Raw genomic sequence first — 14867 nt, 5'->3', positions numbered from 1 at the left:
TGTGGATTCATTCTCGGCCAATGGGACCCCTACCCGGCGCGGGCCCAGCGCCAGAGCTCGCGCAGGGTCGGCGTCGCGCCATGCGCGAGGACGCCTATCCGGAAGATCTTCGCGGCGACCCAGACGAAGAGCAGCACGGTCGCGCCGGTGCCGCCGATGGAGACGAGGATCTGCCAGAGCGGCGGGTCGGAGACGAGGACCCGGACGAACATCACCATCGGGGCGTAGATCGGGATCATCGAGAGCACGACGGCCAGCGTCGAGCCGGGGTGACCGGCAATGACCACGAGGAAGAACGGCGGCGCGGAGAGCGCCATCGAGATCGGGCTCATCAGCTGCTGCGCGGCCTTCTCCGAGCTCGCGGCCGCGCCCCCGACGGCATAGACAGCCACGTTCACGAGGTATCCGAGGAGGAAGAACACGACGAAATACACGGCGACCATGGGACGAAACAGGGTCTCGGCGTCGATGAGGCGCGGCCCTCCCAGCGCGCCGATCGCGACGCCCGCGACAGCCGCCATCCCGAGCCACACGACGATCTGCGTGAGGCCGGCGGCGGCGAGGCCGAGGATCCTGCCGGACAGGAGCTCGAACGGGGTCACCGAGGAGAGGAGGATCTCCATGATCCGGTCCGACTTCTCCTGCACGATGCGGCGCAAGATCTCGCGACCATTCAGGAGGATCGCGACGAAGAGCAGGCCGCCGAAGCCGAAGGCGACGAGCAGGTCGAGGTCGCCGCCGGGGCCCCCAGGGCCGCTCCGGGAGAGAGGCGCCGACGCGAACGCGGGGGGCGAGAGGAGGCCCTCGATCTCGGCGGCGTCGCGGCCGCCCGCCGTCCACCTCGCCACGGCGACGCCGCGCGCCACCACCGCCGCGGCGTGCTCGACGGCTTCGAGGTCAGCCCCGCTCGCGTACAGCGCGCCCCGCGCGCCGGCGTCCTCGAGCATCGCGGGCGGGAGCACCACCACGGCGTCCACGCCGTGCCCCCCCGTCGCGACGCCCGCCCTGGCGCCGTCGAGCAGCGCCGCGACCGCCGCGCTCGTGGCGGCGGCGTCCCCGGGGGCCACGTAGGTGAGCCGCAGCCGGGCGGCCCTCGGGAGCACCGCGCTGCCCATCGCGGCGCCGAGCGACCTCGCGGCGGACCGCGCCGACGCCTCCTCGGCGAGGCCCGCGAAGGCGGCCTCCACGACCCCGCGGAGCCGGCCTGTCCCGTCGACCACGACGACCGAGCGGTCGCCGACGCCCGCGGCGACGATGAGCGCAGGGAGCAGGCCCATCGCGGCGAAGAGGACCGGCAGGAGGAGCGTCGTGAGGACGAAGGACGCGGTCTTCACCGAGGCGACGTACTCGCGCTTCAACACGACGAGGATGCGGCTCACGATGCCTCCAGCGCGGAGCCCCGGCCCGCGCGCGCCCTGGTGGCGAGCGGCGGCGGGGCGCCCTCGCCGACGACGCGAGAGAAGATCTCGTCGAGCGACGGCGACGAGACCTCGAACCTCCGCACCCGGAGGCGCGGGAGCGCCGCCGAGAGCGCCCGCTGCGCGTCGCCGGCGTCGCGCAGCACGAGCTCCGCCGCGCCGGGCTCGAACCGCGCGCTCACCACACCGTCGATGCCGAGGAGGAAGGTCCCGTCGCCGTCGAACTCGATGCGCGCGGTGTTGCCGGCGAAGGACGCCTTCACCTCGCCGACGGGCCCCTCCAGGACGACGCGCCCCCGATCGACCACGACCACGTGGTCGGCCAGGCTCTCGGCGAGCGGCATGACGTGGGTCGAGAGCAGGAGGGTCTTTCCGGCGGCGCGGAGCTCCCCGAAGAGCCTCGTCACGAGCACGGCGTTGACGGGATCGAGGCCCGACATCGGCTCGTCGAGGACGAGGATCTCCGGGTCGTGGACGAGCGCGCCGCAGAGCTGCACCTTCTGCTGGTTGCCCTTCGACAGCGTCTCGATCCGCGCGCGCGCGACGTGCTCCAGCTGGAGCGACCGGAGCAGCCGCGCGGCGCTCTCGCGCGCGCGGCGCGGGCGGACGCCCTTGAGCTCGCCGAGGAAGGCCAGGTGATCGGCGACCGGCATCTGCTTGTACAGGCCTCGCTCCTCCGGGAGGTACCCGACGCGATCGCGGATCGCGACGCTGTCGCTCCTGCCTCCGAGGACCTCGACCGCGCCCTCGTCGGGGAGGAGGATGCCTGTCACGAGGCGCATCGTCGTCGTCTTTCCAGCGCCGTTCCGGCCGAGGAGGGCGGTGGCGCCGCCGCGCCGCACCTCGAACGACGCGGCGTCGACGGCCCGGCGCGACGCGAAGACCTTCGTCGCCCCGCGCAGCGAGATCGCGGGCGTCATCGGCGCTCCGGGGCCGAGGCGCTCGCGGCCCGGTCGCCGGGCGCGGCGCGGCGATAACACACCTCGCGCAGCGCCACGCGCTTCCACTCGTCCGCATCGGCGAAGCCGGCGGAGCGCAGCGCGCTCGCCGGATCGGGCGGCACGGGCGCGCCCAGGCATCGCTCGAAATACCACCGGGTGAGGTCGCCTTCGGTCATCCCGGCGTCGGAGAAGGCGGGGTTCGACAGGCCGAGCTCGGCGAGGCGCTGCTGCTTGTCGCGGGCCCGAGAGAGCAGCTTCGCGTACTCGCCAGAGACCGAGAGGTGGTCGCGGACGTGGCCTTGCGCCGCCTCGTCGATCGCCTTGTCGACCCAGCCGATGAGCGCCTCGTCGCGGAGCAGCCTCGTCAGCTCGCCCCAGCCGACGCTGAACTGACGCATCCACGCCTTCACGTCGTCAGGCTCGTAGAGGCGCCGCTCGCGGCGGAAGGCGTCGGACGTCCGCTCCAGCGCGGCGTTGTCCACGGTGATGCCGCGCCGCTCGGCCTCCTTCAGCGCGAGGTAACGGAGCATGGCCCCGCGCTTCGCCCGGCCGTAGGCCGCCGCGTCGAGGCGGAGCTCGTCCAGGATGCCGTCGAAGACGACCGTGTCGTACGGCGACGCGTCGCCGGCGCCCGGGCGCTCCGCGGCGACCATCTCGCCGGCGAGCTGCTCGGTGCGGCACCAGAACTCGGTGACCTCGAACCTGTACGTGACGGTCTTCAGCGAGAAGCCCGCCTCGGCGCGCGCGCGGAGGTGCCGGAGCAGCGCGATCGCGTCGTCGCGCTTCTGGTGGACGCGCCCCTTCGGGAGGAAGTCGCGCAGCGACGCGAGCTCGCTCTGCGGGACGCCGTGGCGGGACGCGGCGTCGAGGATCACGGGATAGGCGCGGTCGGGATAGTAAAGAGCCTTTGCGATCGCCGTGAGCGCGTCGCGCGTGACGGCGGTGATCACGCCCGCGGCCGCCGCGGCGTCGAGCGTCCTGCGGATGTTGACCATCGCCTCGGAGCCGGCGCGAAAGCCGCTGTCCGCGGGGCCGTGGGCGACGGCCACCTCGTCGTCGTCCTCGATGAGGCCGTCGCGGTACCCCTCGAAGATGGCGCCGACGCCTTCCATGCCGAAGGCGGAGAGCTCGGCGGCGCGCAGCGCCCCCATGCTGGAGCTCCCGAAGACGTGGATGCCCTGCGCCATCGCAAAGAGGATCTCCTTGTGCCAGACCGCCGGGACCCGCTCGAAGTAGCCGTCGATGATCGCGATCGCGCTCGGGCGCTTCGCGCATGCCCGGTAGACGTCGCCCTGCGAGACCGGCGGCAGATAGATGGCGTCGAGCTCCGCCCGCGCGGCCTCGAGCGAGAGGGTCGGACCGATGAAGACGATGAGGCTCATGCGATCTCCTTCAGGCTGTTCGCGCTCCGGCGATCGAGCGCGCGGCGGAGCCGAGGGCCAGGGATGTAGCTGGGGAATGAGTGGATCCCTTCGAGCCCGGGAATCACGATCTTGACGACGGCGATGCCGAACTCCTGCTTCGTGAGATCGAAGGCGACGACGCTGTCGATCCCGACCGCGCGCAGCCGCTCGAGCTGCCAGGCGACGTCGTCCTCGAACGTGTCGCCCGCGAACGTCGGCCCCGCGGAGAACTGGCGCTCTCCGCGCGCCGTCAGCAGCCGGCGGAGGTGCCGGACCTGATCGGGGCTCCGGTGGCGGTCGTAGTCGGTCCGGAGGAGGTCGTCGCGCGCGCCCGAGATGACCGTGAGCCGGGTCTGCGCGGCCTCGGTGAGGGCGCGCAGGAGCGCGACGGCGCGCGACGGATGGCAGCCTTGCCCGCCGGAGCCGTGAAGCGCCCGGATGGCGTCCTCCGTCCGCTCGGCGATCAGGCACTCGTACGAGGGGATACCGACGTCGGAGGTGGTCTCCCACGCGCCGACGGCGATCCCGGCGGCCGAGAATTTCGCGAGCACCTCGCGGCAGCCGGGATCATCGATGGTGTCGAGATCGAGGCGCCTCGCGTCCCGCTCCTCGTCGGTGAGGGCCCCCCACACGGCCGTGGCGTCGCGCTCGACCACCTCGCAGATACCGTAGCTCACCGCCTCGAGGATGCCGTTTCCCGACGAGAGCCCGTTGGTCGAGCAGCAGAAGATCCCCGGGTTGACGCGGCCCGTCGTGGTGGCGTTGACGTGCACGAGCTCGTAGGGGACCCACACCGGGGCGCCGCGCATGAGGTCGTAGCCCTCGGCCCACAGGAGCGGGGTGTCCTCGTCGAGCGGCACGCTCGAGGTCCGCGGCAGCGCGAAGACGTCGGCTATCGCGTGGGAGCGCCGGAGCTCGCGAGAGGAGCCGAGGAGCAGCGGCCGGAGGATGTTCTCGCCGTGATAGGCCTCGATCGACTCCATCAGCCCCGAGACCCTCGCCGCCGCGAGCGTCAGCCCCTTTCCCTGGCTGACCGAGAGAGAGCGCGAGTTGGGGCGGCAGACGACGACGACCGGTATCCCGATCGCGTCGAGCCCGGTGACGTTGGCGATCCGCGTGATCCCCATCGCCGGCATGAAGCCTTTGATCCGATCGAAGGTCTCCTCGGGCGAGGCCGTGCGGTGGGTGCCGTTCAGGAAGCGCTTCCTCTCGGGGCCCGAGAGCCCCGGCATGGGCGGAAGCTTTGTCTGAGTCTCCACGGTGCTTCTCCTTCGCTCTGCGCCCGCGGCGGGCGCGACTCGAGTTCGTTCAGGTGCTTTGCAAACCGAGGGCCACCGGCCGGTCGCGGCGGCCGTCGCCGCGACCCGCGTCGCGCCGCGCGCGGGCGAGGGCCGCGACGAGCCGTCGCTCCTCCGGCGGCACGCCCGCGGTGAGCTCGGCGGCGCGCCCGAGCGCGGCCGCCCTGCCGGCGTCGTCCCCCGCGGAGGCGGCGACGTCGGCCTCGAGGTGCGCCGCGGCGAGCGCGAGCAGCGGCGCGCTCGGCGGGGCGGCGCGCCCGAGCGCGGCGAGGCGCGCGCGCAGGCGATCGAGGTGCGCCCCCGCCGCCCCGGCCTCCCCCCGCGCGAGGGCCGACTCGGCGCGCGCGTAGAGCACGGCGAGCTCGCCGTAGGGCGAGCGCCACACGCGGGCGCGCGCGGGCCGCGCGTCGTCGAGCCACGCGCGGACCGGGGCGGCGTCGCGGCGCGCGAGGCCGAGCGAGATCGCGCTCTGCGCGGCGAGCGACGCGAGATCGAAGAGGCCGATCCACGCCGCATGGCAGGCCGCGATCTCGAAGAGCGCCGCCGCCTCGGCGAGCTCACCCGCGGCCGCGACGCTGCTCGCGAGGCGCACGCGCACCATGAGGGCGCGGCGGAAATCGGCGAGCTCCTCGGCGAAGGCGAGCGCCCGGCGCTGGTGCGCGAGGCCGCGATCGAGCTCGCCGCGGGCCGCGTGCGCGGCGCCGCGCCACGCGTGCGCGGCGGCGAGGCACTGCGGCGGCGCGTCGCCGCGCGGCGCGGCGAGCAGGGCGTCGAGCCGCGCCTCGTGCTCGGCGCGGCGCTCGTCGGTGGCGCACGCGAGCGCGGCGTCGAGCTCCGCCCAGCAGCGCTCCGCGGCGGACGCGCCGGACAGGGCGTCCCGGGCGACCTCGTCCCGGAGCGCGTCGAGCGCGGCGGTCTCGCCCAGGTTGTGGAGCGCGGCCATCCGGACGCGCCGCGCGAGCGCGCGGCGGCGCTCCGGGAGGCCGAGGCGGAGCGCCGCCTCCGCCGCCTGCCGCGCGAGGGCGGGGCGCGACATGCGGAGCATCGTCCTCGCGAGCGCCACGAGCGGGTCGGCCCGCGCCGCGGGCGAGAGGCCGGGCGACGCGAGGGCGTCGCCGAGGATCGCGGCGGCCTCGTGCAGCGCGCCGGCGCGGCAGAACGCTTCGCCCCGCGCGACCGTCGCGGGCCCCGGCGTCGCCGCGGGGGCGGCCGCTTCGCCTTCGGGCGCGGGCGCGGTCGCGACGCGGAGGAGCCCCGGCCCGTCCTCGATCTCGGCCACGATCGCGGCCCACCCGGGGCTCGGGCGCCCGCTCGCGGCGAGGACGAGGGAGAGCGGCTCCGCCTCCAGGGCGCGCGCGAGGAACGCGACGGCGTGCTGCGTGTCGGCGTCGGCGCCGTCGACGTCGCGGAGGACGAGCACCGTGGGCTCGAGCGTGTGCTCCGCGAGGAAGGCGCGGAGCGCCTCGGCCACGGACGACGGGTCGGGCGGCAGCGGGCACTCCGGCGCGTCGTGCGCGGCCTCGATGCGGCCGAGGGCGGCGAGGAGCGCGCTGCCCGCCGGGTGGGCGTCCGCGAGGGCGCGCAGCAGCGCGAACGGCGCGGACATCCCGCCGCCGGGCGCGGCGGGCGCGATGAGCCGGAGGCCGTCGCGGCGGGCGGCGTCGCGGAGCGCGTCGAGCGCGGCGCCTTCGCCGGGGTCGAGGAGCGCGGTGACGGGCCGGCGCTGCTCGGCCGCGCGGGCGAGGCGCCGCCACGCCTCGCCCGGCGAGACGCTCGGCGGGCGAGCCCGCGGCGGTTCGTGCGGGGCGCCTGCCTCGGCGAGCGCGTCGGCCACCCACACCTCGAAGGCGAGCGTGAGCCCGAGGCGGTTGTGGAACGTGTGGGCGAGGTTGGTCACGACGGTCGCGAGCGGCGCGCCGAGCGCTCCGCGCCGCGACGCCTCGGCGAGCTCGGGCAGATCCGCGTCGAACGCGGCCAGGAGCGCGCGCTCGCCGTCGACGAGCTCGCCGAGCGCGGCGAGCCCCTCTCCCCCCACGAGCGCGCGCACCAGCGCGACCGACTCGGCGTCCGGCGCCGCGCAGACGAGCTCCACGCCCGAGATCGCGCGGGCGAACGTGCGCCAGTGCCGCGCGTACCCCGCGAGGAACGACCGCCGCGCGTCGCCCGCGACGCCCGCGCGCGCGAGCAACGCGTCGAGCGCGCACGCCGCGACGAGGGCGCGCGCCCGCGGTCGCCCCGCCGTCTTGCGGATGCAGCCGAGCGCGAACCTGCTCGACGCGAAGAACTGCCGCTCCGCGATCTCCATCCCCACGGGTCCTCCGTGCTTCTCGAGCTCCGGCTCGTACGCGGCGGCCTCCGTGCGCGACACGGCGGCGCAGCACGCCGCGGCGGCGTCCACGCGCGCCGCCACGCCTTCGGGGTCGCGCCCGGGCGCCACGCGCACGCGCAGCCGCAGGTGGTCCCCTCCCTCGGCGTACCGGAGAAAGAAGAAGCGATCGATCGCGCCGCTCCTCTCCAGCCCGGACACGAGCGGTTCGATCAGGCCGAGGAGGAGCGCGTCCGTCCCCTCGCCCTCGGGACCCAGATTGTGGAACAATTTCCGGTAGATCCAGCTCATTGCGCGCTCCTCTCGCCGTCGATCTCGACGAGCAGCTCCGCCGCGTGCGGCCTCCCGTCGAGGCAGAGCCACGACGCCTCGGGCTCCGGCAGGAGCTCGGTGAAGACGAGGTACCCGCTCCTCCCGTCGCCGGGACCGCCGAGCAGGCGAGCCAGCCCGCTCAGCGTGAACGGGCTCTCCCAGTCGACGTACATGTTCGTCTCCGTGAAGCCGCAGCCGGCCGCGTCCTGCCCGACGTACCGGGCGAACCCCCGGCTCGGGATCTCGCGCTCGCGCCGCAGGCGCGCGACCGCGCGGAAGTACGACGCGTACGGCTGCTTCGGCTCCTTGCGCGGGACCGCGCTCACCGGGATCGCCCACCGCGCGCGCTCCACCACGACGCGACCGACCGTGAGGCGCGGGCGCCGCGGGGCGAGCGCGGCGCCCCGGGCGAGGTCGAGGCGATCGAGCACGTTGTAGAGGTCCGCCCGCTCCGTGACCGTGTCGTCGCGGAGCCGCGGCGAGAGCGCGCGGAGCAGGAAGTGCGGATCGGGGAGCGCGGCGTCCCGCAGGAAGCCGAGGTGGATCGGCTCGATCTCGCGGCCGAGGCGCCGCGAGCGGAGCCGGAGCTCGACCGCCGCCGCGTCGAAGCGGAGGGAGAGATCGCGGAGCGGCAGGACCTTGTCGCCGGGCGCGCCCGGCTCCCACGGGAGCTCGAGCGCCCACGCCGTGAGGCGCGGGTGCACCTGGAAGTTGAGGCCGAGCGTGGGCGAGAGCTCGACGGGGAGCGGACCGTCCTCGTGCGCCAGGCGGCGGCGGATCGCCTCGAGGGCCTCGGGGGCGCGCCCCGCGGCGTCCGCGAGGTAGCGCGACAGGTACTTCGCGCGCCCGGCCTGCGCGCCGTTGAGCACGACGCGCGGCTCGCCGCCGTCGCGCGGGCGCGGAGGCTCGATCTGGAGGAAGAGCGCCATCGACGACGGCGCGTCCGGGGCGGCGAGCCCCTCGAAGAGCCCTGGATCGAGGCGCACGACGTCGCCCGTCGCCGCGGCGGCGACGCGGCCGAGCTCGGCGTCGATCCAGCCGATCGGCTCGGACGCGCCGCGGATGCGCGCGACGCGCCGCGGGTCCTCGAGGATCTCGGTCACGAAGCCGCCGACGTCGTCGCACACGCCGTCACGACCGAACCGCTCGACGAAGGCGGCGCAGAGGCGGCGGTGCGCGGCCCCGCAGGCGCTCGCGCGCACGAAGCGCACGACCGGCTCGAGCGCCGCGGCGAGCGCCCCGCGTGGGACGGGGAGCTCCGCGCCGAAGGCGCCGTCCACCATGACGTCCTCGAGCACGGACGAGCGCCCGCGGCCGCGGCCGAGCTCGGCGGCGAGGCGCGCGCGCACCTCGACGTCGGCGGTCGCGTAGCCCTCGAGGCGCCGCGCGACCGAGCGGAGCTCGTCCGGAGCGCCCGCGCACCCGATCTCGCCCAGGGCGTCCGCTGCGGCGCACAGCGCCGCGGGGGTCGGCCCCATCGGGACGCTCGCCGGCTCGAGCATGCCCGCCTCGATGAGCTGCTCGAGGACGTCGCGGCACGCCCGCTCGTCGGCGTCGTCCGACGCGAGCGCCCGGGCGGCGTCCTCGAGCGTGCGCCCCTCGGCGCCCTCGACGAGGCGGGCGACGGCGGGGGTCCACCCGAGCGACATCAGCTCGCCCGACCCGGCGCGCGAGAACACGACCGACGGCGCGGCGCCGGCCGCGAAGCGCCGGAGCGGGTTCATCCGGAGCGGCAGGCGCGCGCGCGCGTGGGCGTGTGCCGCCGGATGAGAAGACATCGCGCGCGCGACGAGCTCCCCGGCGCGCGCGAGCGCGAGCTGCGGGAGGCTGCGCCACCGCGTCTCCCCGGCCGCGTGCGGCGCGTCGCCGGCGCCTGTGGGCGACGCGGAAAGGTCGAGCAGCGCGACGCCCGCGAAGCCCGCGAACGGCGTCGTCCGCGCCGTCGCGCGGAAGACATAGCGCGCGATCGTGGCCTCACGGATCTGCTGCGCCGAGGTGAGCGGCGCGCCGCCCGGGATCTCCGCGAGCTTCTGCGCCGTGGTGAAGTGGTCGGCGCTCGAGAGCAGGATCCCCCCGAGCAGGCGCGAGCTCCCGAGCGTCTGCCGGAAGCGCTCCGACGCGGCGATCCACTCCGCGGCGAACGTCGCCTCGTAGCGCTCCTCCAGCGCGGCGCACCGGGCCGCGCGCGCGCCGACGAGCGCGAGCGCGGCGCGCGCCCCTTCCGGCGGCGCGGTCCTCGCGCCGTCGAGCGCGCCGGCCGCCACGGCTTTTCCGTTGAACAGCCGCCGCTTCGCCTCGAGGGCCGCGCGGCGCAGCGCCTCGTCCTCGCACCGGTGCACGACGTCGAACAGGGTCGCCGCCGCCTCCGCCCGCGCGGCCGCGAGCTCGATCTCGGCCGCGGCGAGCTCGCGCTCGACCGCGGGGCTCTCGCGGAGGCGGAGCCCGACGAGCGCGTCGGCCGGCATCCCCGCGACGCGCAGCGCACCCCACGGCGCGATCTGGAGCCCGCGGCTCATCGCAGCTGCCCTCCGCGAGGCGCCTCTCGGGACGTCGGGTGGCGGTGCCCTCCGACCGCGAACGCGAAGAACGCCGTATGATCGCGGCCGTCGAGCCCGAGGACCTCGTCGACGACCGCGGGGGCGAAGCCACCGGTCGCCGTGTAGGTGAGCCCGAGCGCCTCCGCGACGAGGTAAAGGCGGTCGGTGAGCCACCCCGCCGCGAACGCCGCGCCCCGGTAGCCGCGATCGCCGAACGCCATGAGCCACCGCCCGATCGGGACCACAAGGAACAGCACCGCCGCGCCCGTGGCGTGCTCGTGCTGCAGGATGGCGGTCTCGGCCATCCGCGCGCGCGGCGCCGGACCGATCGGCGCCAGGCGATGCTCGCCGCGGTCGTACCGGTGCGCGCCGGGCGGGACACCGTCGACGTCGAAGACCACCGGAAACAGCAGCGGATCGAGCGTGGCGTCCGCGAGCCCCGCCGGCCGCGCCGCGGCGGCCGCGAGCAGCGTCCCGAGCGTCGCCGCGTCGAGGGCTCCCGTCGAGAGCCTTCCGCTCCGCCGCGCGGCGATGACCGACGCGAGCGAGCGCTGGACCGACTCGAGCGCGCGCGGCGCGGGCAGCGAGAGGGCGCGCTCCGCGTCCCCGGGCAGCGGCGACGGCGCGGGCAGCGCCGGCTCCGGCGACGGCCGCGTCTCGGGGTAGCGGCTCGCGAGGGCGAGCTCGGCGACCCCCCGCAGGGGCTGGGTCGCCGCGGCGATCGTGGACGAGATCCTGTGATCAGCGAGAGACATCGCGGGCCTCCGTGGCTGCGCCCCTGAGCGCGATGAGGAGATGCGGTGCGAGATCGATGCCGTCGACGCCGACCACGCGGGCGACGACCTCGTCGTCGAACGCCCAGACCGTCGTCGCCGCGAGGCCGAGCTCCTGGGCGAGGAGCTCCACGCGGTGGGCCATCAGCCCGGCGTCGAGCAGCGCGTAGGTGTACCCGCGCGCGTAGTACTTGGAGCACGCCCGCGCGACCGAGCCGACGACGACGATCACGGCGCCCGCGGACTCCACGGCCGCGGCGTGCTCGGCGCTCCCGCCCGCGAGCGCGGCGCGCCCGAGGGCGCCCGCGGCCACGCCGCCGCGGAGCGGCGTGAGCTCTCGCGCGGCGAGCTCGAACCGGTGGACGCCCGCCGCGATCCCGGGGACCCGCGCCACCGCGACGTACGCCTCCGCCGAGCCGAGGTTCCCGGCCGACGCGGTAGCGCGACGCACGTGGGCCTCGCCCTCGGCGCGGCGCTCGACGCGCCCGCCGAAGCTCAGCTCGAGCAGCGCGCCGAGCGCTCCCGCGTCGAGCGTCCCCGTCGCGTCGCGCCGGCGCGACAGCGCGACCCCCGCGGGCGCGCCGAACGCCGCGCCGAGCGGCGTGGCGACCTGCGTGCCGGCGCCCTCCGGAGGCCGCCGCGGCGACGGCGCGGCCGGCGCGCTCTGCAGCTTGCGCACCTCCGGGCTGATGTGCGCCTGCATCCCCGCGTGCTGGCCGATGTGCCACGGCTGGACGACCGTCGTGTTGTGGAACATCCGCGCGAGGCTCTCCGCGTGGCCGGACGGGAGCGTCGCCGTCCGCGGCGGCGCGTCGCCGCCGCAGACCGGGCAGCTGGGCAGCCTGGTCATGAAGGGGTGGAGCGCCGTCTCGCCGGCGCCGGGCCGCCACACCTCGACGTGCTCCAGCGGGGCCACCGCGAGGAGCCCGCTCGCGTGCAAGATCACGTGCTGCGCGACCCGGCTCGCGAGCGCGCGCCCCCAGAGCGCGCGCTGCGCGGCGTCCTCGAGCGCTGGATCCGCCGCGGCGGCGGCGATCTGGAGCCGGACGCACGCCGGGCACGCGGACGCCCCGGGGATCGTGAGCGGCCCGATCATCCACGTGCCGGGGTTCGCGGCGAGCATCGGGACGCGCGCCGCGATGCACGCGCGCGCCGCCGCCTCGAGCGCTTCCTGGTCGCCGATCACCACGGCCAGATCGACCTCGCCCCGCGCGAGCTCCCCGGCGCTCGCGGCGAGCCGAACGTCGGCGACGCCCGCCTCGCGGAGCATCGTCACGAGCATCCCCGCGAGCGGCTCGTCCTCGTCCCCCAGCGCGCGCACGCGCGCGCCTTCGAGCGCCCGCTGCGCTTCCCCCCGGCTGCGGTTGCGCCCGGTCCGGCGGAGGTACCTGCTGAAGAAGGCGCGCTGCGCCCGGCGCGGCTCCTCGGCCGCGGCGCCCTCGCCCTCCTCGAGCATGCCGTGCATGTGCATCAGGTGGATCGCGTCCCGCAGGTCGGAGGCGGCGATGCCCGGAAACGCGGCCTCGACGTCGCCGACTGTGCGCGTCCCGTCGAGCAGCGGCACGAGGTTCTCCATCACCCACGGGAGCGACGCTCCCTGGATGATCTGCGCCTCGCCGCCGATGACGTAGAGATCTCCGCCCGGGAGCGCCGCGCGGAGGAGATCCTCGACGAAGCGCGGGCGCTCCGGGCAGCGAAACTCCCAGTAAAGCTCGGCGAAGCGGCTGAGATCGCGGGCCTCGTAGGCATCCTCGGACGGGCTCATCGCTCACCTCCCACGCCGGACGCTCCGGCGAGCGCGAGCGGGTGCTCGGCGAAGTAGCCCGCGAGCGACGCCCCGCGCCCCGCCGCGTGCTCGCCGGCGGCGCACCGCCCGCACAGCCCGACCCTGGCGAAGCGCCGCGCGCGGAGCCCGCCCGACGTGACGTCACACTCCCAGAAGCGCCCCATGCGCGCCGCTCCGGCGCGGGGAGGCTCCGGCGCGCCGCGCGCCTTGAAGAGCGCGAGCGCCTCCGCGGCGAGCAGCGCCGCGGCCTGCTCGGTGACGGCCGCGAGCTCGCCCTGGAACCAGGGGCGAAGGTCGCCCGAAGCCCCGAGCGCCTCGAGGGCGTCGTGCGCCTCGAGGTCCAGCGCGACCGAGCGCACGCGCCGCGAGAAGCAGGCGAAGCACGGCGTGCGGCCGGGGACGATCGACGGCCCGATCCGGAGCTCGTGCGCGAGCCACGTGCCCGACGTCCAGGCGACCCGCGCCGCGAACGCCGCCTCGTCGAGCGCGAGCGCCGCCGCGGGCCGCGGGCGATCGGTCGCGAGGACGATCACCGCGTCGGGCGGCGCTTCCGGCACGCCCGTGCCCAGCGCCGACGTCGTGACCCGCGCCCCCGCGCCGGTCAGGAGCTCCGCGCAGCGGGCGCCGAGCTTTCCGTCACGGATGACGTGCACCGCGGGCGCGCCGGCGGCGCGCTCCGAGGCCGGGGTCTCCTCAGGCGAACGGGATCGGATCATCGGTGATCGACTCCTCTGTGCGAGCGCCGTACCCGAGCCTCTGCGGCGCGTCGTACAGGCGGGGGTGCGCGAGGTACCGCGCGTGGTGGGTGAAGCTGATGGGCAGGAGCTCGGGCACGATCACCTTCACGACGACGATCCCGAAGTCGCGGACCTCGGGCATCGTCACGTCGACGGCGACCACCTCCATGCCGAGCGCGGCGAGCCGCGCGACGATCGCCGCGAGCGGGTCGTCGCCCTCGATCGGCCGGGGGAAGGCGGTCGCGACCGGCGCCTCGCGCGTGGCGAACTCGAACCGCGCCGGCCCGTCGGGTCCCGCGTAGAGGCGCCCGAACGACTCGGGTGTCTGATCGGCGTCGGTGAAGAACGACGCCCGGGTGACGGGCGGAGCGGGCTCGGTCAGCGCCACCCGCAGGCTCCCCACCTCTTCGAGCACGCGCGCCGCCGAGGCCTCGCCGTCGGGGCGGCAGGCCGCCATCGTGATCGCGTGCGGCGCGCTGAGCGCACACGTCTGCACGGCGCCGATCACGGGGACGCCGACGTCGGTCGTGAGATCGAGGAGCGTCGTCTCCGTGCCCGCGGCCTCGGCGCTGCGGAGGAGCTCCGCGACGAGCGGGCTCCGCGCGCTCCCGGGCGCGATGCGCGGCATCCGGAGCTGGTGCAGCCAGAACAGCGCGAGGCTGTCGCGCTCGATCACCTCGCACAGGCCGGAGAGGATCGCCTGCCGGAAGCTCGCGCCCGCCGCGAACCCCGTCGAGAGCGGGAAGAGCGCGTGCTCGCGGATCGGCAGCGGCAGCCCCATGTACGTCGCCGTGAGCGGCACCCAGATCGGGCGCTCGTGGGTGAGCGAGAAGCCGCGCACCCAGAGCTCGTCGCGATCCGGATCGGGCTCGCGCAGGCGGAAGGTCGAGGGCGCGCGGGCCCGCTCGCGCGCAGAGCAGCGCGGCAGCCGCGCGGGGTCGAGCGCGCGATCGCCGAGCGAGCGCGGCGTCGCGCGCAGCACCCCCTCGGTCGGGTACATGACGCCGCAGTAGCGCTCGAGGGCCTCGCAGACGGCCCGGATCTGGGCCGTGGTCTCGTCGACGGCCGTGCCGGAGCCGGTGAGCGATCCGAGCTTCGAGCCCACGCGGGACGGGCCCGGGTGGAGCGCCGCGGGCCTGCCGAGGAACGCGGTGAAGCCGTGCATCTGCCCCTCGAAGCCGGGGGGAAAAATGAACCGGCGGACGCGGCGGACGATCCCGCAGCGCTCGTCGATGAGCGGCGCGAGGCGCTCGATGAGCGAGATCTCCGACATGGTGGCGACTCCTTGAACGGGGCGGGCGGCGCCCCGGGCGGCCCGAACGCGCGACGCGCGTCC

10 protein-coding genes are annotated in these 14867 nt (G+C 76.0%); all 10 read right to left on the bottom strand.

All coding sequences use genetic code 11. The features are described from left to right. Positions 1 to 29 precede the first annotated feature (29 nt). The 10 genes from WMF36_RS04000 to WMF36_RS03955 are packed head-to-tail and all read right to left on the bottom strand — an operon-like array spanning position 30 to position 14804. The gene (locus tag WMF36_RS04000; RefSeq protein WP_437578272.1) at positions 30 to 1379 is read right to left on the bottom strand and encodes an ABC transporter permease; all 1350 of its coding nucleotides are present in this window, start codon (positions 1377 to 1379) and stop codon (positions 30 to 32) included. Next, on the bottom strand, positions 1376 to 2338 hold the full coding sequence (locus WMF36_RS03995) for an ABC transporter ATP-binding protein (protein WP_437578271.1): 963 nt from the start codon (positions 2336 to 2338) through the stop codon (positions 1376 to 1378). Before WMF36_RS03995 ends, WMF36_RS04000 begins: the two co-directional genes overlap by 4 nt. Further along, positions 2335 to 3741 carry a TfuA-like protein gene (locus WMF36_RS03990; RefSeq protein WP_437578270.1) on the bottom strand — a complete coding sequence of 469 codons (1407 nt, stop codon included), beginning with the start codon at positions 3739 to 3741 and terminating at the stop codon, positions 2335 to 2337. Before WMF36_RS03990 ends, WMF36_RS03995 begins: the two co-directional genes overlap by 4 nt. Beyond that, a complete protein-coding gene (locus WMF36_RS03985; protein ID WP_437578269.1) occupies positions 3738 to 5021 on the bottom strand; it encodes a YcaO-like family protein in 1284 nt (427 codons plus the stop codon). Before WMF36_RS03985 ends, WMF36_RS03990 begins: the two co-directional genes overlap by 4 nt. Before the next feature lie 49 nt (positions 5022 to 5070). Next, positions 5071 to 7677: a thiopeptide-type bacteriocin biosynthesis protein gene (locus WMF36_RS03980; RefSeq protein WP_437578268.1), complete on the bottom strand. Its 2607-nt coding sequence runs from the start codon at positions 7675 to 7677 to the stop codon at positions 5071 to 5073. Continuing rightward, positions 7674 to 10214 (bottom strand): lantibiotic dehydratase, encoded by a 2541-nt coding sequence (locus tag WMF36_RS03975; protein ID WP_437578267.1) that lies wholly within the window; start codon positions 10212 to 10214, stop codon positions 7674 to 7676. The genes WMF36_RS03980 and WMF36_RS03975 overlap by 4 nt, the downstream gene beginning before the upstream one ends. Beyond that, positions 10211 to 10990, bottom strand: coding sequence for a nitroreductase family protein (locus WMF36_RS03970; protein WP_437578266.1), 780 nt, complete (start codon positions 10988 to 10990; stop codon positions 10211 to 10213). The genes WMF36_RS03975 and WMF36_RS03970 overlap by 4 nt, the downstream gene beginning before the upstream one ends. After that, a complete protein-coding gene (locus tag WMF36_RS03965; RefSeq protein ID WP_437578265.1) occupies positions 10977 to 12773 on the bottom strand; it encodes a SagB family peptide dehydrogenase in 1797 nt (598 codons plus the stop codon). The genes WMF36_RS03970 and WMF36_RS03965 overlap by 14 nt, the downstream gene beginning before the upstream one ends. Beyond that, the gene (locus tag WMF36_RS03960) at positions 12770 to 13510 is read right to left on the bottom strand and encodes a hypothetical protein (RefSeq protein WP_437578263.1); all 741 of its coding nucleotides are present in this window, start codon (positions 13508 to 13510) and stop codon (positions 12770 to 12772) included. The genes WMF36_RS03965 and WMF36_RS03960 overlap by 4 nt, the downstream gene beginning before the upstream one ends. After that, the gene (locus WMF36_RS03955; protein WP_437578261.1) at positions 13488 to 14804 is read right to left on the bottom strand and encodes a YcaO-like family protein; all 1317 of its coding nucleotides are present in this window, start codon (positions 14802 to 14804) and stop codon (positions 13488 to 13490) included. The genes WMF36_RS03960 and WMF36_RS03955 overlap by 23 nt, the downstream gene beginning before the upstream one ends. Positions 14805 to 14867 lie beyond the last annotated feature (63 nt).

This window comes from Sorangium sp. So ce887 (genome assembly GCF_051521455.1).
GTDB lineage: Bacteria > Myxococcota_A > Polyangia > Polyangiales > Polyangiaceae > Sorangium.
The sequence above is the reverse complement of the archived record's forward strand: the minus strand, read 5'-3'. Positions and strand labels throughout refer to the sequence as shown.

Bases quoted from the DNA above. Each gene is read 5' to 3' on its own strand.
- WMF36_RS03975 (WP_437578267.1), bottom strand. From the start codon at position 10,214: ATGAGCCGCGGGCTCCAGATCGCGCCGTGGGGTGCGCTGCGCGTCGCG.
- WMF36_RS03990 (WP_437578270.1), bottom strand. From the start codon at position 3,741: ATGAGCCTCATCGTCTTCATCGGTCCGACCCTCTCGCTCGAGGCCGCG.
- WMF36_RS03965 (WP_437578265.1), bottom strand. From the start codon at position 12,773: ATGAGCCCGTCCGAGGATGCCTACGAGGCCCGCGATCTCAGCCGCTTC.
- WMF36_RS03955 (WP_437578261.1), bottom strand. From the start codon at position 14,804: ATGTCGGAGATCTCGCTCATCGAGCGCCTCGCGCCGCTCATCGACGAG.
- WMF36_RS03970 (WP_437578266.1), bottom strand. From the start codon at position 10,990: ATGTCTCTCGCTGATCACAGGATCTCGTCCACGATCGCCGCGGCGACC.
- WMF36_RS03995 (WP_437578271.1), bottom strand. From the start codon at position 2,338: ATGACGCCCGCGATCTCGCTGCGCGGGGCGACGAAGGTCTTCGCGTCG.
- WMF36_RS03960 (WP_437578263.1), bottom strand. From the start codon at position 13,510: ATGATCCGATCCCGTTCGCCTGAGGAGACCCCGGCCTCGGAGCGCGCC.
- WMF36_RS03980 (WP_437578268.1), bottom strand. From the start codon at position 7,677: ATGAGCTGGATCTACCGGAAATTGTTCCACAATCTGGGTCCCGAGGGC.